Annotated in this window: 21 protein-coding genes and 1 pseudogene; 17 read left to right on the top strand and 5 right to left on the bottom strand. The window is 61.1% G+C overall.

The window, feature by feature from the left end:
* Nucleotides 1-8 precede the first annotated feature (8 nt).
* The 15 genes from FEZ21_RS12690 (at nt 9) to FEZ21_RS12760 (ending at nt 17,586) form a co-directional block, all read left to right on the top strand.
* Nucleotides 9-1,067 (top strand): acyl-CoA dehydrogenase family protein, encoded by a 1,059-nt coding sequence (locus tag FEZ21_RS12690; protein WP_160627332.1) that lies wholly within the window; start codon nt 9-11, stop codon nt 1,065-1,067.
* A gap of 3 nt (nt 1,068-1,070) precedes the next feature.
* The gene (locus FEZ21_RS12695) at nt 1,071-2,222 is read left to right on the top strand and encodes an acetyl-CoA C-acetyltransferase (RefSeq protein WP_160627334.1); all 1,152 of its coding nucleotides are present in this window, start codon (nt 1,071-1,073) and stop codon (nt 2,220-2,222) included.
* A gap of 10 nt (nt 2,223-2,232) precedes the next feature.
* Entirely contained in the window at nt 2,233-3,111 is an 879-nt protein-coding gene (locus FEZ21_RS12700; RefSeq protein WP_003446455.1) for an SDR family oxidoreductase, read from the top strand.
* A gap of 82 nt (nt 3,112-3,193) precedes the next feature.
* The gene (locus FEZ21_RS12705) at nt 3,194-3,979 is read left to right on the top strand and encodes an SDR family oxidoreductase (RefSeq protein ID WP_003446457.1); all 786 of its coding nucleotides are present in this window, start codon (nt 3,194-3,196) and stop codon (nt 3,977-3,979) included.
* A gap of 9 nt (nt 3,980-3,988) precedes the next feature.
* Nucleotides 3,989-4,459, top strand: coding sequence for a MaoC family dehydratase (locus FEZ21_RS12710; RefSeq protein WP_003446460.1), 471 nt, complete (start codon nt 3,989-3,991; stop codon nt 4,457-4,459).
* Between the two features lie 9 nt (nt 4,460-4,468).
* Nucleotides 4,469-5,677 carry an acetyl-CoA C-acyltransferase gene (locus FEZ21_RS12715; RefSeq protein ID WP_003446462.1) on the top strand — a complete coding sequence of 403 codons (1,209 nt, stop codon included), beginning with the start codon at nt 4,469-4,471 and terminating at the stop codon, nt 5,675-5,677.
* 188 nt (nt 5,678-5,865) lie between these two features.
* A complete protein-coding gene (locus FEZ21_RS12720; RefSeq protein WP_003446464.1) occupies nt 5,866-7,221 on the top strand; it encodes an MATE family efflux transporter in 1,356 nt (451 codons plus the stop codon).
* Between the two features lie 284 nt (nt 7,222-7,505).
* Nucleotides 7,506-8,486 carry a YCF48-related protein gene (locus tag FEZ21_RS12725; RefSeq protein ID WP_010657369.1) on the top strand — a complete coding sequence of 327 codons (981 nt, stop codon included), beginning with the start codon at nt 7,506-7,508 and terminating at the stop codon, nt 8,484-8,486.
* On the top strand, nt 8,483-10,915 hold the full coding sequence (locus FEZ21_RS12730; protein WP_003446467.1) for an RND family transporter: 2,433 nt from the start codon (nt 8,483-8,485) through the stop codon (nt 10,913-10,915). The genes FEZ21_RS12725 and FEZ21_RS12730 overlap by 4 nt, the downstream gene beginning before the upstream one ends.
* 166 nt (nt 10,916-11,081) lie before the next feature.
* Nucleotides 11,082-12,326 carry a helix-turn-helix transcriptional regulator gene (locus FEZ21_RS12735; protein WP_369826381.1) on the top strand — a complete coding sequence of 415 codons (1,245 nt, stop codon included), beginning with the start codon at nt 11,082-11,084 and terminating at the stop codon, nt 12,324-12,326.
* Nucleotides 12,327-12,378: 52 nt separating this feature from the next.
* Nucleotides 12,379-13,146: an SDR family oxidoreductase gene (locus FEZ21_RS12740; RefSeq protein ID WP_003446472.1), complete on the top strand. Its 768-nt coding sequence runs from the start codon at nt 12,379-12,381 to the stop codon at nt 13,144-13,146.
* 16 nt (nt 13,147-13,162) lie between these two features.
* Nucleotides 13,163-13,996 carry an SDR family NAD(P)-dependent oxidoreductase gene (locus FEZ21_RS12745; protein ID WP_010657366.1) on the top strand — a complete coding sequence of 278 codons (834 nt, stop codon included), beginning with the start codon at nt 13,163-13,165 and terminating at the stop codon, nt 13,994-13,996.
* Between the two features lie 244 nt (nt 13,997-14,240).
* Nucleotides 14,241-15,278, top strand: a complete 1,038-nt coding sequence (locus tag FEZ21_RS12750; RefSeq protein ID WP_003446476.1) for a Rieske 2Fe-2S domain-containing protein — start codon at nt 14,241-14,243, stop codon at nt 15,276-15,278.
* A 28-nt stretch (nt 15,279-15,306) separates the two neighbouring features.
* Complete coding sequence (locus tag FEZ21_RS12755) at nt 15,307-16,482, top strand: MFS transporter (protein ID WP_160627336.1); 1,176 nt, start codon at nt 15,307-15,309, stop codon at nt 16,480-16,482.
* 75 nt (nt 16,483-16,557) lie between these two features.
* Entirely contained in the window at nt 16,558-17,586 is a 1,029-nt protein-coding gene (locus FEZ21_RS12760; RefSeq protein WP_003446479.1) for an AraC family transcriptional regulator, read from the top strand.
* A 97-nt stretch (nt 17,587-17,683) separates the two neighbouring features.
* Here the strand turns inward: FEZ21_RS12760 and FEZ21_RS12765 are convergent, their stop codons facing one another.
* From FEZ21_RS12765 to FEZ21_RS12785, 5 genes are all read right to left on the bottom strand, one after another.
* Nucleotides 17,684-19,207 carry a SulP family inorganic anion transporter gene (locus FEZ21_RS12765; protein WP_003446481.1) on the bottom strand — a complete coding sequence of 508 codons (1,524 nt, stop codon included), beginning with the start codon at nt 19,205-19,207 and terminating at the stop codon, nt 17,684-17,686.
* A gap of 73 nt (nt 19,208-19,280) precedes the next feature.
* Nucleotides 19,281-20,009 carry a carbonic anhydrase gene (locus FEZ21_RS12770; protein WP_160627340.1) on the bottom strand — a complete coding sequence of 243 codons (729 nt, stop codon included), beginning with the start codon at nt 20,007-20,009 and terminating at the stop codon, nt 19,281-19,283.
* Nucleotides 20,010-20,277: 268 nt separating this feature from the next.
* The gene (locus FEZ21_RS12775; RefSeq protein WP_029612989.1) at nt 20,278-21,333 is read right to left on the bottom strand and encodes a permease; all 1,056 of its coding nucleotides are present in this window, start codon (nt 21,331-21,333) and stop codon (nt 20,278-20,280) included.
* A 100-nt stretch (nt 21,334-21,433) separates the two neighbouring features.
* Nucleotides 21,434-21,655 carry a YgdI/YgdR family lipoprotein gene (locus FEZ21_RS12780; RefSeq protein WP_003446487.1) on the bottom strand — a complete coding sequence of 74 codons (222 nt, stop codon included), beginning with the start codon at nt 21,653-21,655 and terminating at the stop codon, nt 21,434-21,436.
* A 286-nt stretch (nt 21,656-21,941) separates the two neighbouring features.
* Nucleotides 21,942-22,616, bottom strand: a complete 675-nt coding sequence (locus FEZ21_RS12785) for a histidine phosphatase family protein (RefSeq protein ID WP_003446489.1) — start codon at nt 22,614-22,616, stop codon at nt 21,942-21,944.
* 207 nt (nt 22,617-22,823) lie between these two features.
* Between FEZ21_RS12785 and FEZ21_RS12790 the strand changes: the two genes are divergently transcribed.
* Both FEZ21_RS12790 and FEZ21_RS12795 read left to right on the top strand, forming a co-directional pair.
* Nucleotides 22,824-23,528, top strand: coding sequence for a YoaK family protein (locus tag FEZ21_RS12790; RefSeq protein ID WP_165439689.1), 705 nt, complete (start codon nt 22,824-22,826; stop codon nt 23,526-23,528).
* Between the two features lie 85 nt (nt 23,529-23,613).
* Nucleotides 23,614-23,714: pseudogene (locus FEZ21_RS12795) on the top strand (electron transfer flavoprotein subunit beta/FixA family protein); the annotation flags it as partial.

A 23,714-nucleotide genomic window follows, 5' to 3' on the forward strand; every position in this document is an offset into this window, starting at 1 on the left:
GGCCGGGTATGGACTTTACCTTTACCGATGACCAGCAAGTCTTCCGCGAAGCCATCAGTCGTTTTTTGATGACCGAAGCGGCACCGGAAATGCTTCGCGAAATCTGGGAAACCGACGTCGGTCGCTCACCGGATTTGCGCAACAAAATTGCCGAGCAGGGCCTGACCGCGCTGTCGGTTCCCGAAGCCTTCGGCGGCCTGGGCATGGACGATGTGGCCTGGGCCTTGATGACCCAGGAACTGGGTTACTACGCCATTCCCGACTCTCTGGGCGACACCGCCTATGTCGCCAGCGCACTGATTGTACAGTTGCCAGCCCAGACCCCGCAGCGTGGCGAATGGCTGGAGCGCATTGCTGAAGGCAGCCTGCGGGTCGCCATCGGCCACCCGGTCAACCCGCTGGTGGCCGATGCCGCCCATGCCGACCTGCTGCTGCTGGCCCATGGCGATGAAGTGCATGCCGTGCCCCGCAGCCAGGTTGACGTGCAACCCCACAGCAGCATCGATGCATCCCGGCGTCTGGCGCAGGTCAGCTGGCAACCGGGCCCAGCAACCCTGGTGGCCGAGGGCGAGCATGGCCGCGAGCTTTGGGCGCAGACCCTCGACCGTGGCGCCTTGCTGGTGGCCGGGCAACTGGTGGGCCTGGCCCAGCGCATGCTCGATTTGTCAGTGGATTACGCCGCCCAGCGCAAACAGTTCGGCAAGCCGATTGGTAGTTTCCAGGCGGTCAAGCATCACCTGGCGGATGTTGCCACCCAGCTCGAATTTGCCAAGCCGGTGCTGTATCGCGCCGCTTACGCCCTGGCCCACGGCGAGAAAAACGCCTCGGTGTGGGTGTCCCAGGCACGTCTGGCCTGCTGTGAAGCCAGCTGGCTGGCGGCCCGTCACGGCATTCAGGTACACGGTGCCATGGGGTACACCTGGGAAGTCGACCTGCAAATGTTCATGAAGCGGGCCTGGGCGCTGGACAACGCCTGGGGTGATCGCGCCCTGCATAAAACCCGGGTGGCCGAGCATGTACTGAGCGGCGCGGCGCCTTTGGGCCCCGGCCATACCTTCGAGGATTGATTGATGCCCCAAGCCTATATTGTTGACGCCTTGCGCAGCCCGACCGGCAAGCGCAAGGGCGGTCTGGCCCATGTTCACGCGATTGATCTGGGTGCCCATGTACTCAAGGCACTGGTTGAGCGCAACCAGATTCCGGCCGACGAATACGACGACGTGATTTTTGGCTGCGTTGACACCATTGGTTCGCAAGCGGGGGATATCGCCCGCACCAGCTGGCTGGCCGCCGGTCTGCCGCTCAATGTGCCCGGCACCACCATTGACCGCCAGTGCGGCTCGTCGCAGCAGGCGCTGCACTTCGCCGCGCAGGCAGTGATGAGCGGCACCCAGGATGTGATCGCGGTGGGCGGTGTGCAAACCATGACCCAGATCCCGATTTCTTCGGCGATGCTGGCCGGGCAGCCCCTGGGTTTCAGCGACCCGTTTTCCGGCAGCAAAGGCTGGCAGGCACGTTTTGGCAATCAGCCGGTCAACCAGTTTTATGCGGCGCAGCGGATTGCCGACCACTGGGATATCAGCCGCCAGCAGATGGAAGCCTACGCCCTGGAAAGCCACCGTCGGGCACTGGATGCCATCGCCGGGCGCCGTTTTGTCAATGAAATCGTGCCCTGCGAAGGTGTGTGGGACGACGAAACGCCGCGCCACACCAGCCTCGCCAAAATGGCCGAGCTGGAGCCGGTGTCTGCCGATTTCCCTTCGATTACTGCAGCAGTTTCCAGCCAGACCTGCGATGCCTCGGCAGCCTTGCTGGTGGTCTCGGAAGCTGCGCTCAAACGCTACAACCTGACACCCCGGGCGCGGATTCATCACCTCTCGGTGCTGGGCGACGACCCGATCTGGCACCTCACGGCGCCGATTGCCGCGACCCGTGCCGCGCTGAAAAAAGCCGGCATGAACATCAACGACATCGACCTGGTGGAAATCAACGAAGCCTTTGCCTCGGTGGTCATGGCCTGGGCCAAGGAGCTGGATTTCGACCCGGCCAAAACCAACGCCAATGGCGGCGCGATTGCCCTTGGCCATCCGCTGGGGGCCAGCGGCGCGCGGTTGATGACCAGCCTGCTCAACCAGCTTGAGCGCAGTGGCGGGCGCTATGGCCTGCAGACCATGTGCGAAGGCGGCGGGCAAGCCAACGTGACCATTATTGAGCGTCTCTAGGAGCATTGACATGGCAATTTGTGCAAACCGTACCGTGATCATCACCGGCGCTGGCGGCGGCCTGGGCCGCGCCTATGCCCTGGCTTTCGCCGGGGAGGGGGCCAATGTGGTGGTCAACGACATTCGTCGCGAAGCCGCTGAAGAAGTGGTCGCCGAAATTCGCCAGGCAGGCGGCCAGGCCATCGCCAACGCCGATGACATCACCACCACCGCCACCGCGCAAAACATCGTCGATGCCGCACTGGCGGCGTTTGGCGAAGTGCATGTGCTGGTCAATAACGCCGGGATTTTGCGCGACCGGATGTTTATCAGCCTGGGTGAAGACGACTGGGACGCGGTGATGCGGGTCCATCTCAAAGGCCACTTCTGCCTCGCCAACATCCTCGGCAAGCGCTGGCGTGACCTGGCCAAGGCCGGTCAACCGGTGGCCGCACGCATCATCAATACCAGCTCGGGGGCCGGCTTGCAGGGCTCGGTGGGACAGTCCAACTACAGCGCCGCCAAAGGCGGGATTGCCGCCTTGACCCTGGTACAGGCCGCGGAACTGGCGCGCTACGGAGTGACCGCCAATGCCCTGGCCCCGGCGGCCCGTACCTCTATGACCGAAAGCGCGATGCCGGACGTGGTGAAGAAGCCTGACGACGGCGGCTTTGATGCCTGGGCCCCGGAAAACGTTGCGCCGCTGGTGGTGTGGCTGGGCAGCAGCCTGTCGGGCCATGTGACCGGGCAAATCATCGAAAGCCAGGGCGGCAGACTGTCCCTGGGGGATGGCTGGCGCACCGGTGTAACCCGGGACAAGGGCGCGCAATGGCAGCCCGAAGAAGTGGGCGTGGCCATGGCCCAGATCCTCGCTGAAGCCCCCGCCCCGCAGCGGGTCTGGGGCAGCTGACACGAATGCCCCTGTGGGAGCTGGCAAGCCAGCTCCCACAAGGTTGCGCATGTTGTTTCGTTAGAACAAGAGAATTTCTGCCATGAGACAAGCTCCTCCCTATGTGCCTGGTCACCAGTTGCTGGCCGGCAAGTCGATTTTGATTACCGCTGCCGCCGGTGCCGGTATCGGTTATGCCGCTGCCAAGCGCTGCGCCGAAGAAGGCTGCCGTGCCTTGATGATTTCTGATATCCACCCGCGCCGCCTCGAAGAAGCGGTTGAGCGCCTCAAGGCCGAAACCGGGTTGCAGGCGGTGTACGGGCAACTGTGCAACGTCACTGTCGAAGCCGATGTTCAGGCGCTGGTGGCCGCTGCCGAAGAGGCGCTGGGCGGGGTCGACGTACTGATCAATAACGCCGGCCTTGGCGGTCAGGTACGCCTCACGGAAATGACCGATCAACAATGGTCGTCGGTACTCGATATCACCCTGACCGGCACCATGCGCATGACCCGCGCCATGCTGCCGCATATGGAACGCCGTGGCGCCGGTGCCATCGTCAACAACGCCTCGGTGCTGGGCTGGCGTGCGCAAAAGGAACAGGCCCACTACGCCGCGGCCAAGGCAGGGGTCATGGCCCTGACCCGTTGCAGCGCCCTGGAAGCCGCGGAGAGCGGGGTGCGGATCAACGCCGTGGCGCCGTCGATCGCTTTGCACGACTTCCTGAAAAAAGCCTCCAGCAGCGAATTGCTGGAGCAGCTCACCAGCCGTGAAGCCTTTGGCCGCGCCGCCGAAGTCTGGGAAGTGGCCAACGTCATGGTGTTTTTGGCCAGTGACTACGCCTCGTACATGGTCGGCGAAGTGCTGCCCGTCAGTTCACAACAGGCTTGAGGTGAGGCAATGAGTACGCTTTTTAGCAGCGCCGGGCAGTTACTCGCCGCACAGGGGCTGGATCTGGGGCGCACCGACTGGCTGCTGCTGACCCAGGAGCGGATCGACCTGTTTGCCGAGGCGACGGGGGATCACCAGTGGATTCATGTTGACCCTGTGCGCGCCGCCAGCGGCCCGTTTGGTGCCTGCATTGCCCACGGTTATCTGACCCTGGCGCTGGCCAATCTGTTTATGCCGCAGTTGATGCAGTTCGCCAATCTGGCCATGGGCGTCAATTACGGCAGCGACCGGCTGCGTTTTCCGGCAGCGGTCAAGGTTGGTTCGCGGGTACGCGGGCATGGCCAGATCCTGGGGGTCGAGGCCTTGGGCGATGCGTTGCAGGCGGTGGTGCGCATCAGCGTCGAAATCGAGGGCAGCGAGCGCCCCGGCTGCGTGGTGGACACCATCAGCCGCTACACCTTCAACCCTATTGAACAGTGAGCCTTGAACATGAATTTAAATGACGTTGTGATCGTATCCACGGCCCGCACCGCGCTGAGCAAATCCTTCCGCGGTTCGTTCAACGACACTGAAGCACCGGTGCTCGGCGGCCATGTGGTACGGGCGGTGGTAGAGCGTGCCGGTATCGAGCCGGGCTCGGTCGAAGACGTGATCATGGGCGCCGCCGCACAACAGGGCACCCAGGGCTACAACATCGGCCGCCTGTGCGCCAATACCGGGGGCTTGCCCGACACCGTGCCGGGCATGGCTATTGATCGCATGTGCGCCTCGGGCCTGATGAGCATCGGCGTGGCCGCCAAAGGGATCATGACCGGCGAAATGTCGATTGCCGTTGCCGGGGGGGTCGAGTCGCTGTCCCTGACCCAGAACAAGTACAAGAACACCTACCGGGCCCAGTCCGAAGCGGTGCTGGAGTGCATGCCGACGGCCTACATTCCGATGCTTGAAACGGCCGAAATCGTGGCCCGACGCTACAGCATCAGCCGCGAAGTGCAGGACCAGTACTCCCTGCAAAGCCAGCAGCGCACCGCAGCCGCACAGGCCGCCGGGCTGTTCGCCGATGAAATCGTGCCTTTGGCTGCGCGCAAGCTGCTGTTCGACAAGGAAGGCAAGCCCAGCGGTTATCAGGACGTGATTGCCGACCGCGACGAGTGCAATCGCCCCTCCACCACACTGCAAGACCTGGCCGCCCTGAAACCGGTCTGGAAAGACGGCAAGTGGGTGCAACAGGGCGAGTTCATCACTGCGGGCAACGCCTCGCAATTTTCTGATGGTGCCGCGGCGGTGCTGCTGATGAGCCGTGCCGAGGCGAAACAGCGCGGGATCGAAGCGCTGGGCACCTACCGCGGGATTGCGGTGAGTGGTTGTGCGCCGGAAGAGATGGGTATTGGTCCGGTGTTTGCGATTCCCAAATTGCTCAAGCGCTTTGGCCTGACCGTGTCCGACATCGACCTGTGGGAGATCAACGAAGCGTTCGCCTGTCAGGTGGTGTACTGCCGTGATTTTCTGGAGATCCCCAATGACCGCCTGAATGTGAATGGCGGGGCGATTTCCATTGGTCATCCGTTTGGCATGTCGGGTGCGCGGATGGTGGGCCACAGCCTGCTGGAAGGCCGTCGCCGTGGCGCCAGGTTTGTGGTGGTCGCCATGTGTATCGGCGGCGGCATGGGCGCGGCGGGGCTGTTTGAGTTGAATTGATCTGGAACTAGACCTGAACCTGTAGGAGCGAGCTTGTCTCGCGAGCTTTTCCACGGAGCGACACAGAGCTCGCGAGGCAAGCTCGCTCCTACAGAGAACGCAGGCTGTGATGGGGGACATGTTTGGTAACGCTTTTTGCGACCTGTGGGGTATAACGCCTTATGGCTTTTCAATAAGGACAATCCGTTATGCAAACCCCTTCACAAAGGCCGCTGTGGCAGATCTATCTGATCTTCCTGGCGCCTATGGTGCTGTCCAACTTCCTGCAGGGGTTTTCCGGCACCCTTAACGGAATCTATATCGGGCAGATGCTGGGCACTCACGCACTGGCAGCGGTGTCGGGAATGTTTCCCGTGCTGTTTTTCTTTATCGCTCTGGTGATTGGTCTGGGCGCCGGGGCTTCGGTGCTCATCGGTCAGGCCTGGGGGGCCGGCGAGACGTCCATGGTGAAGCAGATCACCGGGGCCACATTGACCCTCGGTGCGCTGGTCGGGCTGATCGCTGCAGTGCTCGGCAGTGTGTTTGCACGACCTGCCATGCAGGCGTTGGGCACTCCGGCCGATGTGCTGGATGAAGCCGTCGGTTATGCCCAGGTAATGATGCTGATCCTGCCCTTGCTGATGGTGTTCATTCTGTTCACCCAACTGCTGCGCGGGGTGAGCGATACCCTGTCGCCGTTGCTGGCGCTGATGGTATCCACCGCGGTGGGCCTGCTGCTGACCCCCGCCTTGATCAAGGGCTGGGTCGGGCTGGCACCCATGGGTATTCAGAGCGCAGCACTGGCCGGTCTGGTGGGCAACCTGTTGGCCATGCTGTTTCTGGGCTATCGCCTGCGTCATAAAAACAGTGTGATGGCACCGGACCGCGAGCTGTGGGCCGCGCTGCGCCTGAACCGGGAAATTCTCGGCAAGGTGCTGCGCATCGGTTTGCCCACCGGGGTACAGATGGTGGTGTTGTCGCTCTCGGAGCTGGTGATTCTGGCGCTGGTCAACAGCCACGGCTCCCAGGCCACAGCCGCCTATGGCGCGGTGACCCAGATCGTCAATTACGTGCAGTTTCCGGCGCTGTCGATTGCCATCACGGCGTCGATTCTCGGGGCCCAGGCAATCGGGGCAGGGCGCAACGAGCGTATCGGGCCGATCCTGCGTACCGGCATGCTGATCAACCTGTGCCTGACCGGCGCTCTGATCGTGCTGGGCTATGTGTTGTCGGACTGGCTGCTGGGGCTGTTCATTACCGATGTCGATGCGCGGATTCGGGCCGAGCACCTGTTGCACATCATGCTCTGGAGCATTCTGGTGTTCGGTTTCCAGGCTGTGATTGGCGGCATCATGCGTGCCAGCGGCGTGGTGCTGGTGCCGATGGGCATCACGATTTTCTGCGTGTTGTGCATCGAACTGCCGGTGGCCTATGCCCTCAATGCCCACTTCGGCCTGGAAGGGGTGTGGATGGCGTTCCCGGTCACCTACCTGGCGATGCTGGGATTGCAGACGGCGTATTACCGTCTGGTATGGCGGCACAAGCAGATACAACGTTTGGTCTGAACCCGTACCCCTGAAACCCTGTAGGAGCGAGCTTGCCTCGCGAGCTGTTGGCCATTTTAAAGCCCGCTCCTGCAGATATGTACATATGCAGATACATAGAGAGGCAAGTCAGGCCGTCCGGGCTAGGCCATTTGGACGATGTGCCCGTGACCCACCAGTCCGAAGATCGAAGGCAGGTTCTAGGCACCTCGCCGCCGAGGTAGCCAGAGCATCCACGATAATAAAAAGAGGACTGGCTGCATGAACTCTGCCCAGCAACTGAATCGTGCAGCGAGGCTTCGACCATGCGTGCAATGATCGGCTATCTGGTTTGCCTGATTGTCGCGGCAACCGTCGTTTTCACCTTCACTCCCCATCCTGCACCCGTTGTCGCCTCTGTTCAGTTGCGTCCCGATCGTCTGCAGATCAACGGCATGCTGTACCTCGATCAGCGCGTGGTGGCTGTGGGTGAGCGCGGCAATATTCTGCTCAGCGACGACCAGGGTTTGTCCTGGCAGTCTGCCGTGGTCAAGCCGCAACGTGACTTGACCCTCACCGCGCTGGTGCAGCTGTCGGACAAGACGCTGTTGGCTGTCGGCCATGATGGCTGGATTTTGCGTTCCGCAGACGGGGGCGCGAACTGGACTGAAGTGCGTCACGACGATGAAGTCGCCGAGCCTTTGCTGGGAATCTGGAATGCCGGAGGCAAGCACGTGCTGGCGTTCGGCAGTTTTGGCAAGTTTTACCAGTCCGATGATGACGGCCGTACCTGGCAAGCCCAGCCGCTGGAAGTCGACAGTGCCCACCTGAACGGCATGGACGGCGGCGCGGATGGCCGGCGGATGCTGGTGGGCGAGCAGGGTCTGGTGATGCGCAGCGACGATGGCGGGCGCAATTGGCAGAAACTGCCCGCGTTCTATAACGGGTCACTGTTTGGCGTGGTGCGTTTGAGCCCCGACCGCTGGGTAACCTACGGCATGCGCGGGCATGTCTTTGTCAGTCAGAACTTTGGTCAGAGCTGGGATCCGGTGGCGGTGGGCAATCAGTTGCCGCTCTATGGCCATGCCCTGTTGCCCAACGGCGGCGGGCTGTTGATAGTTGGCGCGGGCAGTTCCGTGGTGCGTCTGGATGGCAACGGCCATTTAGTCAGTGCCAGCCGCTTGCCCGGTCTGGGCACCTTGACCTCGGCGGTGCTGGTGGGCTCACAGCGGTTGCTGGTGGGCGGTGAGCGCGGGGTATTCCAAGGCACTGATGGCAGCGTTGCTGCGTTGGGAGATGCCAAATGAGCACGGCTAAATCTGCAGTGGACCGCGTCGTCGAGCGTACCGCCGACCTGTTGATCGCCTGGCGCAAGGGGTTGCTGGCACTGTTTGTGTTGCTGACCCTGGCCCTGGGCTACAGCGCCACCCACACTCAGCTCGATCCGGGCTTTAACAAGCAAATCCCGGTGCGCAACGAGTTCATGGTCAATTTCCTCAATTTCAGTCAGTACTTCACCGGTGCCAACCGTTTTCTGGTCAGCGTGAAGTGGAAAGGTGAGGGCGATATCTATAATCGCGAGTACCTCGACACCCTCAACAAAGTCACCGGCGATGTGTTCTTTATCAACGGCGTCAGCCGCGCCAGTGTTACCTCGTTGTTTACCGCCAATGTGCGCTATATCGAAATCACCGAAGAAGGCTTTTTCGGGGATGTGGTGGTGCCGCCGCGTTTTACCGGGTCTGGCGAAGACCTGGCCCAGGTTCGCAGCAATATTGCCCGCTCTGGGCAGATCGGGCGGCTGGTGGCCAATGACCTGAAGTCATCGATGGTACGTGCCGACTTGCAGGACCTGGACCCGCAAACCGGCAAGCCGGTGTCCTATGCCGAGGTCGCCAAGCGGCTGGAGGACATTCGCGCCAAATACAGCAACGATGATATCGAGATCAATATTGTCGGCTTCGCCAAGCTGGTGGGGGATGTGATTGAAGGTTTGACCACGGTAATCAGCTTCTTCGTGATTGCCTTTGTGATCACCGGCTTGATGCTGTGGCTGTATTCCCGCTCCTGGCGCCTGACGCTGGTGGCGTTGGTGGTGGCTTTGCTGCCGGTGGTGTGGCTGCTGGGCCTGCTGCCTTTGCTGGGGCTGGGGATCGATCCGATGTCGATTCTGGTGCCGTTCCTGATTTTCTCCATTGGCGTGTCCCACGCGGTGCAGATGACCAATGCCTGGAAGCAGGACGTGCTGGCCGGCAGCCCTTCGGTACAGGCGGCCCACAGTGCATTTTGCAAGATTTTCATTCCCGGCTCGCTGGCGTTGCTGATGAACGCACTGGGCTTTGGCGTGATCATGCTGATCGATATTCCCATCGTCCATGAGCTGGGGGTGACTGCCTGTATCGGCGTGATGCTGATGATCATCACCAATAAGTTGATGCTGCCGATCATCCTTTCTTATCTGAAGCTCGAACCCCGCGCTCTGGCCCAGGGGCTCAAGGCTGCCGGGGGCAAGCATGCACTGTGGTGGCGCCTGTCGGCACTGGCCGAGCCCAAACCGGCGCTGGCGGTGTTTGTCATCAGCCTGTTGCTGCTGGGTGTGGGTGCCTACAAGGCGCGGGATCTGGCCGTGGGCGATATCGGCGTCGGGGCTCCGGAGTTGCGCGCCGATTCACGCTACAACCAGGACAACCAGAAAATCATTAACAGTTACTCCATCGGCCTGGATGTGATGTCGGTGTTTGTTCAGGTCAAAGGCATTGAAGAAGGCTGTCTGGCGCCGCAGGTGATGCGCGCGATCGAGTCGTTCGACTTCCAGATGCGCAGCGTGCCCGGGGTGCAGTCGGTGCAGAGCGTGGCCGGCATGGGCAAGAACGTGATTGCCGGCAACAACGAAGGCAACCCGCGCTGGTCGGCCATTCCGGGCTCCGAGCGCGGTTTGAGCCAGGGCGCACGGGCCTATATGCCGGACGACGGACTGGTGACCGAAGGTTGTCAGCGCATGCAGATTCTGGTGTTCCTGACCGATCATGAGGGGGCGACCGTCAGTCATGTGGTCAAGGAAACCCAGCGCATCATTGCCGGCCTGCAAACCCCTGAAGTGCAGTTCCTGATGGCCGGCGGCAATGTGGGGGTGATGGCGGCTTCCAACGAGGCGGTGAAACAGGCCGAAGTGGTAATGCTCGCCGCCCTGTTCGGTTCGGTGGCGCTGTTTTGCTGGCTGACCTTCGGCTCGTTTCGTGCGGTGCTGTGCATTCTGGTGCCGTTGGCGATCGTGGCCATTCTGTGCAACGCCCTGATGGCGACCCTGGGCATAGGCCTGAAAGTCGCGACCCTGCCGGTAATGGCGCTGGGAGTCGGGGTGGGGGTCGATTACGGGATTTATCTGTACGAGCGCATAGCCCATGAAATGGCTGACGGCAAAGATCTGCGCAATGCGTTTTACCAGGCCATGTGCCAGCGTGGTACGGCAGCGGTATTTACCGCACTGACCATGTCCATCGGTGTGTGTACCTGGGCTTTTGCGCCGCTCAAGTTCCAGGCTGACATGGGCGTGCTGCTGTCCTTTATGTTCCTGGTCAACGTGCTGGGGGCGATCTTCCTGCTGCCGGCCCTGGCTGCCTGGTTCAACCTGGGACGGCCGCTGGTCAAGGTCAGGACTGTGGTTGAACCACAGGCCCATGCCGGGCATTACCCGCTCAAGCAGAGCGTGTCTGCCAAGGATCAGTCAAACCGTTGAAATAGAGGGTTGGCCGGGCTTGTATGCCGGTCAACATAAAGAAATACTGAGTCGCTTTTGCGCAGGGTTGACGGAGCATCCCGCTTCTGCGCAAAGGCAAGTCGCTAGTCATAAAAACAATAATGAGGGCAGGTCTTTGAATCTGGCCCAATGCGAGGAAATGTCCGTGGATACAGTGACCCTGAATCACCAAACCCTGACCAGTCTGGGACTGGATTTGTCCGATTACGATCAAATGATCGGCAGGTTTTATGATGGAGCGCTGGACCCTAAGGTCATGGGCCGTACCCTGTGCGCCGTGCGTGAAATGTTTGCTGCCAACTATGCGACGCTGATTCTGCGGGTGCCGGATCAACCGGACCTGGGGTTGATGATTGTGGCGGGTGACATCGAAGGCGAGGGTGAGCTGACCTACCAGACGTACCCCCAGACCAACACGCCTTTTGCCGGCCAGGCCCTGGACCAGGTATTCACCGTCGAGGACCTGATGAGTGAGTCGGACTGGACCCACTCTGCCTATTTCAAAGCCTATTGCGGGCCGCAAAACGTGTATCACGTGATGGGCGCCGACATCTCCACCCCGGACGGCGGCAAGCTGCGTTTCCGGATCACCCGGCCTAAAACCTCGCCCAGATTTTCCACTGCGGAACGTGCCCTGTGCGGCATGTTTTTGCCCCATTTGCGCCGCGCCCTGCACCTGCACAATCTGCTGGACCGCAGTGAGTCCATGAGCGAGCTTTATGCCCAGGCCATCAGCCGGCTGTCGGTGGCGACCATTGTGCTCGACGAGACCGGCAAGGTGCTGCGCCTTAACCCGGTGGCCGAAGAAATCCTTAAAAGCGCCGATGGCCTGAAACTGGTGGGCGGCCGACTGGAGGCCACCTATCCCAGCGACAACCGCGAATTGCAGCGTCTGGTCAAACACGCGTTCAGCCCCGAAGTACGCGAGGGCGGGTTGACCGCCGATGCCATGTCCGTGACCCGGCCTTCGGGTCAGGTCAGCCTGGGCCTGGTGGTGGAGGCGATTCCATCGCTGGAATGGGCTGAGGGCAAGAGCAAGCCGGCGGCAGTGATCTATATCCGCGATTCGGTGGGCAAGTCCCTGGCCAGCGAAGTGGTGACCAAGCAGTTGTTCAACCTGACCAAGGCCGAAACCGCGCTGGCCATGGAGCTGGCGAACGGCTTGTCCCTGGAAGAAGCGGCCGAGAACCTGAACATCCGGCGCAACACGGCGCGGGCACACTTGCGCTCGATCTTTTCCAAAACCGGTGTGCGCCGTCAGACCGAGCTGGTAAGGATTCTGCTGAACAGCGTGGTCGCGCTGGGAAAGCCCAAGTGCGCCTTGCGGGGGGATGAGTCGGTGATTGTACCGGCGCCGCAGTTGGCGCGGCCCGTTCGTAAAAGCGCTTAAGCACTCACGTCAGTCAGGCTCGCGGTGAGCCTGCATTATCAAGGAAAGTCTTATGCCAGTTACAGCTGTCAGCGGTTCCGCTTCCGGGATCGGCGCCGCCGTGTGTGCGCAATTGCGGGCTGCGGGGCACCGCATCATCGGAATTGACCGGGCCAATGCCGAGGTGGTCGCCGACCTGTCCACCCGTGACGGGCGCCGGGCGGCAGTGGCCCAGGTGCTTGAACAGTCTGGCGGTGTGCTTGACGGGCTGGTGTGCTGTGCCGGACTGGGCGTTACCGCGTCTTCCAGCAGCCTGGTGCTGGCGGTGAACTATTTTGGCGTCAGTGAATTGCTTGACGGCCTGGCCGATGCGTTGGCCAAGGGCGAGAACCCGGCGGCGCTGGTGATAGGTTCAGTGGCGGCCACCCAGCCCGGTGCCGATCAGCAGCCAATGGTTGCTGCGCTGCTCGCCGCTGACGAAGCGCAGGCCCTGCAACTGGCCGATGCCCTCGGCCAGCCGCATGTGGCCTATGCCAGCTCCAAGTACGCGGTGACCTGTGAGGCCCGGCGCAAATCGGTGCAATGGGCCAGGCAGGGAATCCGTTTGAATGTGGTTGCCCCTGGAGCCGTCGAGACTCCGCTGCATCAGGCAGCCAAGGATGACCCGCGGTTTGGCAAGGCGGTGAGTGATTTTGTTGCGCCATTGGGGCGCGCCGGTCATCCCGAGGAAATCGCCCGGGTGGTGGCGTTTTTGCAGTCGCAGCAGGCCAGCTTTGTCACCGGCAGCGTGATCTTTGTCGATGGTGGTATGGACGCGATGGTGCGTGCGCAACGCTTCTGATTTTTGAGGAACCCCTATGAACAAAGTGGCATTTATTACCGGCGCCAGCCGTGGCATCGGGCGTGAAACAGCTCTGGCATTCGCCCGTGCAGGTTTTGATCTGGCCATTAGCGCGCGCAGTCTGGATGAAGGTGAAAGTCATGTGCACGGCTTGCGCAACCCGGACGGCACGGCACTGCCCGGCAGTCTGAACGGCACCGCGGCAGAGATTCGCGAACTGGGGTGCAAGGTTCTGGTGGTGCCCATGGACCTGCTCGACAGTGACTCGGTACTGGCCGCCAGTGAGGCGGTGTTTGCCGAATATGGCCGGGTGGATGTGCTGGTCAACAATGCGATTTACCAGGGCAGCGACCTCAACTCGCCCTTTATGGAGTTGCAGCCCGAGACCTTGCAGCGGGTGTTTCAGGGCTATGTGCTGACCCCGTTTTTGCTGACCCGGGCGGTGGTCGGGAAAATGCTGGAGCAGGGTGGCGGGGTGGTGATCAACGTCACTTCCGGGGCCGGAGAAACCGACCCTCCAGTGGCTGCCGGCAAGGGTGGCTGGGGCTATGCCTATGGTGCAGGCAAGGCTGCGGTGTCGCGGCTGTCGGGTATTTTGTCGGTGGAGCTGGGTGAGCAGGGGATACGGGCTTACACCCTCAACCCCGGGGTTGTGACCACTGAGGCGCTGCGCGCAACCATTGGCGATAAAGGCGTGATTGCCCTGCGCGCCGGCTCTGCGCCGCCAGAGGTTCCGGCGGCGGTGATGCTGTGGTTGGCGACTGACGAAGCCGCGCGCGATTACCAGCGTCAAACCATTCACTGCCAGCCGTTTGCCCGTGAGCACGGGATAGTGGCCGACTGGCGCTGACACGCCGGGCTCCTGCAGGGGTTGTGCATTTTCATGGCTGCACTCTGCAGGAGCGGGCTTGCCCCGCCACAGGATCGGCGGGCTGTCTGTGCCTTGGCCGGTTGCCTGCATCGCCTGCAAGCCGGGCACCCAGAGGATTTGTGCAAGTCCTGTCTCTAGTCCATCTGAACGATGAGCCCGCCTCCCGCCTCGGTGAAGATCAATCAGGCACGCGTCCTGGTCCCTAACCTGAGGAATAATAAAAATGACTAAACTCGCTGAAATCCACGTCGAGAATGCGTTAGCTCCGCGCTTTGGCCGGGGATGGCATTGCCTGGGCGAGGCGGATGAATACCGTGATGGAAAATTACATACCCTGAACATCTTCGGCTCCCGCCTGCTGGCCTACGCCACCTCCAAGGGCGAGATCAGTGTGCTCGACGCCCATTGCCCGCACATGGGTGCCGACCTGTCCCAGGGCACTATCGAGAACGACCGTGTGGTCTGTCCTTTTCACCATTGGCAGTACGAAGCCAGCGGGAAATGTGTCGAGATCCCGTATTGCAAGCGTATCCCGCCCAAGGCCAAAACCCGCGCCTGGCTGACCTGTGAAGTGAACAAGCTGCTGTTTGTCTGGAACAACCCGGAAGGCAAGCCGCCCGCTGAAGATGTGGTGATTCCGCACCTGCCGGAAATGGACAGCGATGAGTGGCTGCACAGCTGGCATCTGGACAAGATGATCATCGACACCAATCCTCGCGAGTTGGTCGACAACCTGGTGGATGCCCAGCATTTCGGCCCGGTGCACGGCACGCCGACCAAGTATTTCCACAACGTTTTCCAGGGGCATATTGCCGAGCAGATTTTCCATGGCGACTCCGAGCGCCTGGGCGGGGATCTGGTGGCGGAGTCGGCCTATTACGGCCCGGCCACTCACCTGACCCGCATGCGCGCCATGTTCGACGGTCAGGAAATCAAGTCCATTCTGCTCAACTGCCACGTGCCGATCGGCCCCAACAGTTTTGAACTGCGTTTTGGCTGCATGGTGAAAAAAGTCCCGGGCTGGAGCGATGCGCAAAACGAAGCGCTGGCGCTGGATTATGTGCAGCGTAACCGCGATTCGTTCTATCAGGACGTTGATATCTGGACCCACAAAGTCCGGGTCAATAATCCGGTTCTGGCCGAGGGCGACGGCCCTGTGTATCAGCTGCGCGAGTGGTATCAGCAGTTCTTCACCGATGAGGCCGGCGTGCCGGCGAGCATGGCCGAACGCCGTGAAATCACGACCGTTGATCAACGCTGATTGATCAGCTCAGGGAAGGGCACTGCCAATGATGTTGAATCAACGCAAAACGCTGGTGTTTATGCTGGCCGCGAGTCTGGCATCGACCATTGGCGGTTTGCCTTTCAATACGCTGCCTATTTTGCTGGGTTCACTGGCGGATAGTTTTGGCTTTGCAGCGAGCCAGATCGGCTTGCTGGGGTCTGTGTGCTTTACCGGTTATCTGCTGGGTACCCTGGTGGCCGTGGGCTTTATTGACCGTTGCAACTGGCGCGCACTGACCTTCGGGTGTGCGCTGGGCTCGGCGCTGGCGTTGCTCGCCTCCTCGCAGTTACCTGCAGCTGCGCAGTTGCCCTTGTGGGCCCTGATCGGTTTTTTCGCAGCGCTCATGACCTGTCTCGGGTTGCGCATCATGGCCGAAATGCCTGACAAGGAGCGGGCCTTGGGGATGCGCCAGGGGATTGAACTCGGTCTGGTGGCACTGGTGCTGTTTGTCCTGCCCTCGCTGGTGATTGCCCATTTTCACTACGCAGGGGCTGCGCTGGTGTTGGCGGCAATGATTCTGTTACTGAGCCTGAGCGCATTTGCATTGCCCGGGCGCAGTGATTTCGCGGTTGATCAAGCGAAAGACAGTTCCCTTCAAGGCCGTTTTCGCTTCCCGGTGCCGGCATATTGGGCCCTGGGCTTTTTCTTCGTGTTTGGCGCCGGTCAGATTGGCCTGTGGGCGTTTCTTGAACGCCTGGGGCATGGGCTGGATGTGGCACCGGCGCAGATGGGGGTGGTGTTTGCGGTGCTCAAGTTGCTGGGCGGCGCGGCTGCCCTGGCGCTGGCCCTGATCGGCGACCGCCTGGGGTCGCGCTGGCCGCATTTGCTGGTGTTGGCCGTGATTGGTGCCGGCTTGCTGTTGTTGGCCTATGCCCAGGGCTTTGTGATGTACGCTCTGGGGGCCTGGATCTGGGAAGTGGGTTTTTGCTGGGGCTGTATTTACCAGAGCGCCGCTGTCGCCAGGCTGGATCCGAGCGGGCGCGCGATCATGTTGGTACCGGCAGCGTTCGCCCTGAGCTCGATGGTCGGACCGGCCCTTGCCGGGCAATTGGTCGCCGGCGGGTTTGACGGGTTGTTGTGGCTGGCACTGGGCACGGCCGTGGTGCCAGTGCTGGCCTTTGCCGGATTACTGGCCAGTCGCCTGACGCTGCGGCCGTTGGCGCTACCCGCACAAGGCTAAGGTACTACTGGCTTTTTGATCCGTGCTGCTTAAGATGTCTGACATCTGAAGGTCACCGGGCTTGGATCAGGGCCAATGCTGAACAAAGACACCATCTCTATTCATCTGGTGCGTGAGGCGCTGCTGCAGAGCTGCGCGCCGGGCAAGGCCATGGACGAAGTGCTGCATAAGGTCGGGATCGACCCGCAGTTGCTCGGTCAGCCGCAGGCCCGGGTGCCTGCGGTTGTTTATGCGCGCCTGTGGCGACTGCTGGCGCGACGCCTGGATGATGAGTTCTTTGGCATGGACCCGCGCAAGCTCAGGCATGGCAGCCTGGCGTTCATGTCGCGCGCGGCCATGGTCCAGCCCACCCTGGCCCAGGGGCTGGAGCTGGTACTGGGGTTTCTGTCGTTGATGCTCGAACGCATGCCTGCGCGTCTGGTACGCCAGCAGAGCCTGGCGGAAATTGTCTTGCATGAATCTGACGCCGGGTCGGGCCGCGCTTTTACCTACTTCACCTACTGGATGATCGTGCATGGCGTTGCCTGCTGGCTGGCGGGCCGACGGATTCCGATCATGGCCATCGAGCTGCGCTGCGCGGCGCCTGATTACTGCGAAGATTATGAAGTGATGTTCTCCGCCAACCTGCGTTTTGACCGCCCGCGTACGCGGATGATCTTTGCCGCTGATTGTCTGGCAGCCCCGATCAAGCGCAGCCCCGAGGAGTTACAGAGCTTTCTGGCCCAGGCGCCGGCCAATATCCTGGTCAAGTACCGTGATCCGCAAAGTCTGGGCAGTCAGATCAAGCAGGATTTGCGGCAATTGCCTGCGCATCAGTGGCCGGAAACCGGGGGCATGGCCCAGCGGTTGTGCATGTCGGCTTCAACCTTGCGTCGGCGTCTGGCGGAGGAAGGGCAGACCTGGCAAGGAATAAAGGACAGTGTGCGCAAGGAGCTGGCTATTGGCTGGCTGGCAGAGCCGCAACTGAGTTTCGCCGATATTGCGCTGCGCCTGGGCTTCGCCGAAACCAGCTCGTTTTACAAGGCGTTCCGCAAATGGTCGGGGACCAATCCGGGGCATTATCGGAGTTTGATTTTGCAGGGGGCGGAGTCCCCGACGGCGTAGGCACGGATGGATAATCGATCGCTGTGCAATCGATCGATCGCAGCCTCGCGTAGCTCGTCAGCGGCTACGAAGGTTGCGATCGGCGACGCGGTTGTCGTTAAGCCGAGCCTAACCCTGTAGTCGTGCGTATCCTGCCTTCCAGGCGACGCTTGAGGCCCCGTGGTTCGATCATCAGTCTGGATCCCTTGGCCGCATTGGCCCGGCCCCATTCCTCAAACAGTTCCAGGCACGAGTGGTCGATATAGCTCAGGTTGTTGAGTGGTACATGCACGCTGCTACCAGCAGGCACCCGCGACAGTATCTGGGTCAAGGCCGGAACCTTGAGGAAGGTTGCCGCGCCGGTGAGGCGTAACTCCATTTCACCCGCCACGGGCAGTTCAATCAGGCTGATCTTGAGCCTCGATGCCTTCCACGCCAGTTTCGCCAGGGTCAGACCAAAGCCCACCAGTACCCCGGTCAGCAAGTCGCTGAAGATGATCGCCAGCGCTGTTGCCGCGTAGGTAAACATCGGCATCCGCCCATAGCGCCCAAGACCACGAAACGCCTTGAGATCCACCAGCTTGATCCCGGTATAGACCAGTACACCCGCCAGGCTCGCCACCGGAATGCTTTGCAGCACACTGGACAGCAGCAATACAAAAGCCAAAAGCCAGACGCCATGGAACATCGCCGAAAGCCGCGTCGTGGCACCTGCCTGTACATTGGCCGAACTGCGCACTATGACGCCGGTCATCGGCAAGGCTCCGACCAGGCCACACAGCATGTTGCCGACACCCTGCGCCGACAGTTCTTTATCGAAGTCGGAGCGCTGGCCATTGTGCATGCGGTCAACGGCTGCCGCCGAGAGCAGGGTTTCGGCACTGGCGATAAACGCCACGGCGAACGCCGCAACCAGCAGGCTGGGGTCGGCCAGGTTGAGCAGGTCGGCAGGGCGTAGCCAGTCGATGGCGTCTGCCAGGTTTTCCGGGACTTGCACGCGCTTGACCTGCAAGGCCAACAGCAGGCTGGCACCCGTGGTCAGGCCCACGCCCAGCAAGGCGCCGGGGACAAAACGCAATTTATGCGGGCGTAATTTATCCCAGGCCCACATCACCAGCATGGTGGTCAGGCCAAGCAGGCCGGCTTGCCAGCCAAGACCGGGAATGGCCTCGGCCACGGCGGCCGGGAAGCCTGTCAGGTTATCCAGCCCCGACGGTTGGGGGACGCCGTCGAGCATCACATGCACTTGTGACAGTACGATCAGTACCCCGATCCCGGCGAGCATGCCGTAGACCACGGCCGGGGCCGTAACGCGGAACCAGCATCCCAGGCGCAGACGCCCGGCCACCAGTTGCAGAAAGCCGGCCAGTAGCAGGATCGGCCCCAGCATGGCCATGCCGTGCTGGCGCACCAACTCGAAGACCAGGACTGCCAACCCGGCGGCCGGACCACTGACTTGCAGCGGTGAGCCGGCCAACCAGCCGACGACCAGGCCACCGATGATCCCGGTGATCAGGCCTTTGGCCGGCGGCATCCCGGAGGCGATGGCAATGCCCATGCACAAGGGCAGGGCGACCAGAAACACCACCACCGAGGCCAGCAGCTCCCGTGGCAGTACAGCTTTTAATTGTGCAGCACGCATGATGATTCTCCCTGAGGTTTATTGAGGCGCATCCAGGCTTGTCTGAACTGTGTAATGCGGTGGCAAGGAGGGGTCAGAAGCGCGCTCTGGGGGTCGCGCAAGGGATGTCTTGCAGGCTGTCCAAAGGCAGAAAACAGCCGCGCTCGGCATCGTAGGCTTTGATCTGACTGGTTTCGATGTTGTAGACCCAGCCATGGATGAACAATTGTCCGTTGGCCATGCGCGAGGCCACGGACGGGTGAGTGCGCAGGTGCTGCAACTGGGCAATCACGTTTTCTTCGGTGAGGGCGTGCATGCCTTCGGCTTCATTGGTACAGGCACAGTTCTCCTGGACCATGGTTTTGGCAACTTCGGCATGGCGCAACCAGGCTTTGACCGTGGGCATTTTGTCCAGGCTGCGGGGGTTGAGCACAGCGCGCATCGCGCCACAGTCGGAGTGCCCGCAAACGATGATGTGCTGCACGCCCAGTGCCAGGTTGGCGTATTCGATGGCCGTTGATACGCCGCCGTTCATCTCGCCGTAAGGTGGCACGACATTGCCGACGTTACGGGTCACAAACAAATCTCCGGGGGCACTCTGGGTGATTAATTCGGGGACGATGCGTGAATCTGCGCAGGCAATGAACATTGCCCTTGGTCGTTGGGCCGTGGCCAGTTTTTTGAACAGGTCTTTCTGTTGCGGAAAGACCTCCCGATGAAAATGTAAAAAACCTTCGACAATAAGGTGAAGCGCTGCGTCGGCATGTTCTGTTTCGGGAGGGGAACATGCTGCAGCCGATGACTGTGTGACTTTATTATCCATCATTCAACCTCTGTGGCAGAGCGGGTTAATAGTTAATGCGAGTCATTTGTGACTCGCCGGTCACACTAGCGCGCGAAACTTAACTAAACCTTAATGGGCCGCTCTAGAACAAGGGTTTGATGATGTTAAAAGGCAACTACAGTGGCGGTGTGAGAGGGGGGAGGGCGACCGTGGTGCCTGGGTCGCGAGCAGGCTTTTTATGACACAGAGCTCGCGAGCAAGCTCGCTCCTGCAGGGTAGGGGGCAATAGCAGCCCCCGGTGCAGGGTTCAGAGCAACCACATCCCCGCCAGACCGCTGAGCACGCCCACCAGCATGGTCATCAGCGCCACGCTGATCAGGACCCGGGCGTCGAAGTCTTTGCGCAGCATCAACAATGACGGCAGGCTCACGCTCGGCAAGGTCATCAGCAGCGCTACGGCAGGGGCGGTGCCCATGCCCAGAGCCATCATGGTTTGCACAATCGGGATTTCAGCTGCCGTCGGGATCACGAACAGGGTGCCGATAATGGCCAGCGGTACCAGCCACATCAGGCTGTCGCTCATGGCACCGTCCACATGGGGGAACAGCCACACCCGCGCCGCACCCAGCAGCAGGACTGCCAGCAGGTAGACCGGGATGGTGTTCCAGAACAGTTGCCACAGCGTGCGGCCCCAGCGGCTGAAGAAATTCTGCTGATCGATCACGCTGGCTTCCGATACGGCATCCAGGGCTGCTTCAGGGATGCTCTCGGGACGCGAGATGCGCTGCGCAATCAGGGACACGCCGATCACCAGTATCACCCCTGCGACCAGACGCAGCGCGGTAAAGCCCCAGCCCAGTACAAAGCCCATGAACACCAGGGTGGCCGGGTTGAGGACCGGGTTGGCGATCCAGAAAGCCAGTGCCGCACCGACCGAGACTTTTTGCCGGCGCATGCCGGCGGCCACAGGTGCGGCGCAGCAGGTGCACATCATGCCAGGCAGGGCGAACAGGCCGCCGCGCAGGGTCGAACCCAGCCCGGCCTTGCCAAACAGGCGCAGTAGCCAGTCGCGGGGAATCAGGACCTGAATCAGTGAGCCGAGAATGACCGCCAGGACGGCTGCTTTCCAGATCGCCAGGAAATACACCTTGGCATAGGCCAGTGCAGCGGCAACGGGTTCGCCCTGATTGTCGTTGAGGATCGACGCACCGATGCTGTGGTTATCGGCGGCGACAAACGCCTTGAAGTAGTAGGGCGACCATTTGACGTAGTACAGACCGATCCCCGCGACCAGCAGGAACAGCAAAGGCTTCCACCAGAATGACCAGCCCCGGGCGGGTCTGGGTGAGGAGAGACTGGACATAAAGAATTACCGAACGCTGGGAAATAGCGCGGCATCATACCTGAGCGCACAGTCCGGGGGGTGGCTGCTTGCCCAGGAGCAACTTGCCAGTGACCGGGGGTCAGTCCGATTTAACGGTGGCGACGTCAGCGGCCTTGATTTTGATGTGCTTGCCGGCAATGTCGACGAATTCGTAAAAGCCATCCTTGCCGGTGGTTTTTGGCTGGTCTTTGGTCAGGTATTGCGTGCCGTTTTGCAGGGTCACGACCGTAGGTGATGCACAGCCCGCCAGGCCCAAGACAGCAGCCAGGAGTAAAGGCAAACCGATAACGTTGATCTTCATGCAAGTACCTTGGTTCGTTCGCAAATAAGCAGTTGGTCGTGCCGGGCCTGATGCAATGGCCAGCGTTGAAAGTGGTTGCCGCATGTGACCGCTTTTTACGTCGGGAGTGCGTCATGGGCAGAGATAAATTTTAAACGGCCGGTGCATCGCGACCGGGCCCGCAGCGTGGGCCGTATTAAACGCCAGCAGGCCCGGGAAAAGCCAGAAACTGTGGTACGTCACTGGTTTTACAGCGATTGCAGGGCGGCGGCGAGCATGGCCCCGGGCTCGATCAGGAGCTGACCCGTCAGGTCGGGCAACCTTTGGCGCCATTGTTCAGGCCCTGCTTGTCCACCCGGCTAAGGAGGCTGGCCTTGCCGTCTTTCCAGGTCAGGGTCAGCACATACAGGGAATCAAAGTCACCGCCGGACCAGTCGTCAGTCAGTGTGGTCTTTTTGCCCAGGGCTTTGCTGGCGACGCCGTTGATCAACTCGGGCAGATAGCCATGGGACCATGCGGTGTAGATGGTTGCATTGTGATACTTGTCGTCAGTCAACTCGTTGGCCAGGGCCCGGGTATCGTTGGCCGAGTACTCCAGGTTGATCGGCAAACCCAGTTTGATGGCGCTGGGATTGATGGTCATCAGCGGCCGGACATAACTGTAGGCGTCATCGTCGGCGCCTTCTTCAACCTGGCGCGAAGGGTCGGCGGCAAATACGTAATCGGCCTTGCCATAGCGTTGTGGCAGCAGGGTCGCCAAATCTATGGCACGGTTCAGTCCCTGGCAATTGAGTTGCCCAAGACCGTCGGCAGGTTTTTCCGCATGGCGCATGAAAACCAGTGTCTGCACACCGTCTATGGGTTGGGCAAAAACTTTATCGGCATGCACTGCCAGCGTGATCGCACCGGCGACGAGTAGCGCGGGGATGACGCCGAGCAGATAAGGCTTGAGTCGGGGGGTGTTCCAAACAGCTTTGGTCATGGGGCTCTTCTGGTTAGGTCCATTAAGGCTGACCTGCCTGGACGCGGCGAGTGGGGGTTCTCGGGCGTTGATCCCTGTCGTGTGTAAACGTCCTATGATTCTCCTCCTTGAGTCAAAGTGTCTATTAGACGCCTTTTTCGATATTGGTTCGGTTATACCTGTGCAATATGGGGATTTTCTTACAATTTAAGCCTGAGGGCCCGATCGATGCTTCCTGTGCCACTTAGAAGGTCCAGCAACCCCCTTCATCAGCGTGTGCGTGCCTGGCGCGGCCGGGTGGGGCTGGGGTTGGTCGCAAGTTTGTCGGTACTGGCGGGCATGACCGATGCCATCGGCTTTCTGGCCACCGGCGATTTCGTCTCGTTCATGAGTGGTAACACGACCCGAATGGCAGTGGCGATTGGCGAGGGTGATGGGTCCATGGCGCTACGCCTGATCTTTGCCGTGCTGGCGTTTATTACGGGCAACGCCGTGGGTGTTTTGCTGGGGCGTTTGAGCGGTCGCCGGGCGTTACCCTTGATGCTGGTGATTGCCGGTCTGTTGTGCACGGCGGCGCTGTTGCCGTTCGATACCCGGGTTCCGGCATTGCTGGCGGCAATTGTGGCCATGGGCATGCTCAATGCCGCTGTGGAGCAGGTTAACGGCCTGCCGGTGGGGCTGACGTATGTGACCGGCGCGTTGTCGCGTTTTGGCCGGGGGCTGGGGCGCTGGATGCTGGGGGAACGGCACAGCGGCTGGCGAGTGCAACTGGTGCCCTGGACCGGGATGTTGCTGGGAGCTGTACTGGGGGCATTGCTGGAGGCGCACTTCGGGCTTCGGGCCATGCTGTTCAGTGCCGGTTTTGCCACCGTACTGGGGCTGGTGTCGCTGAAGATTCCGCGGCGCTGGCAGCGAGATTACATGCCGCGCTAGGCGGCTTGTCTAACCCGAATGGTCGATACGCGGGTCAGTGCCTGCAGGATAAGCTGGGGCACCAATAGCCATCGGGGGAGAAATAATGAAGGTGCTGGCCTGTATCAAGCGAGTGGTCGATTACAACGTCAAGGTTCGCGTCAAAGCGGACAACTCCGGCGTTGACCTCGCCAACGTCAAGATGTC

The sequence above is a fragment of the Pseudomonas sp. 9.1(2019) genome, assembly GCF_009910445.1.
Classification (GTDB): domain Bacteria; phylum Pseudomonadota; class Gammaproteobacteria; order Pseudomonadales; family Pseudomonadaceae; genus Aquipseudomonas; species Aquipseudomonas paraversuta.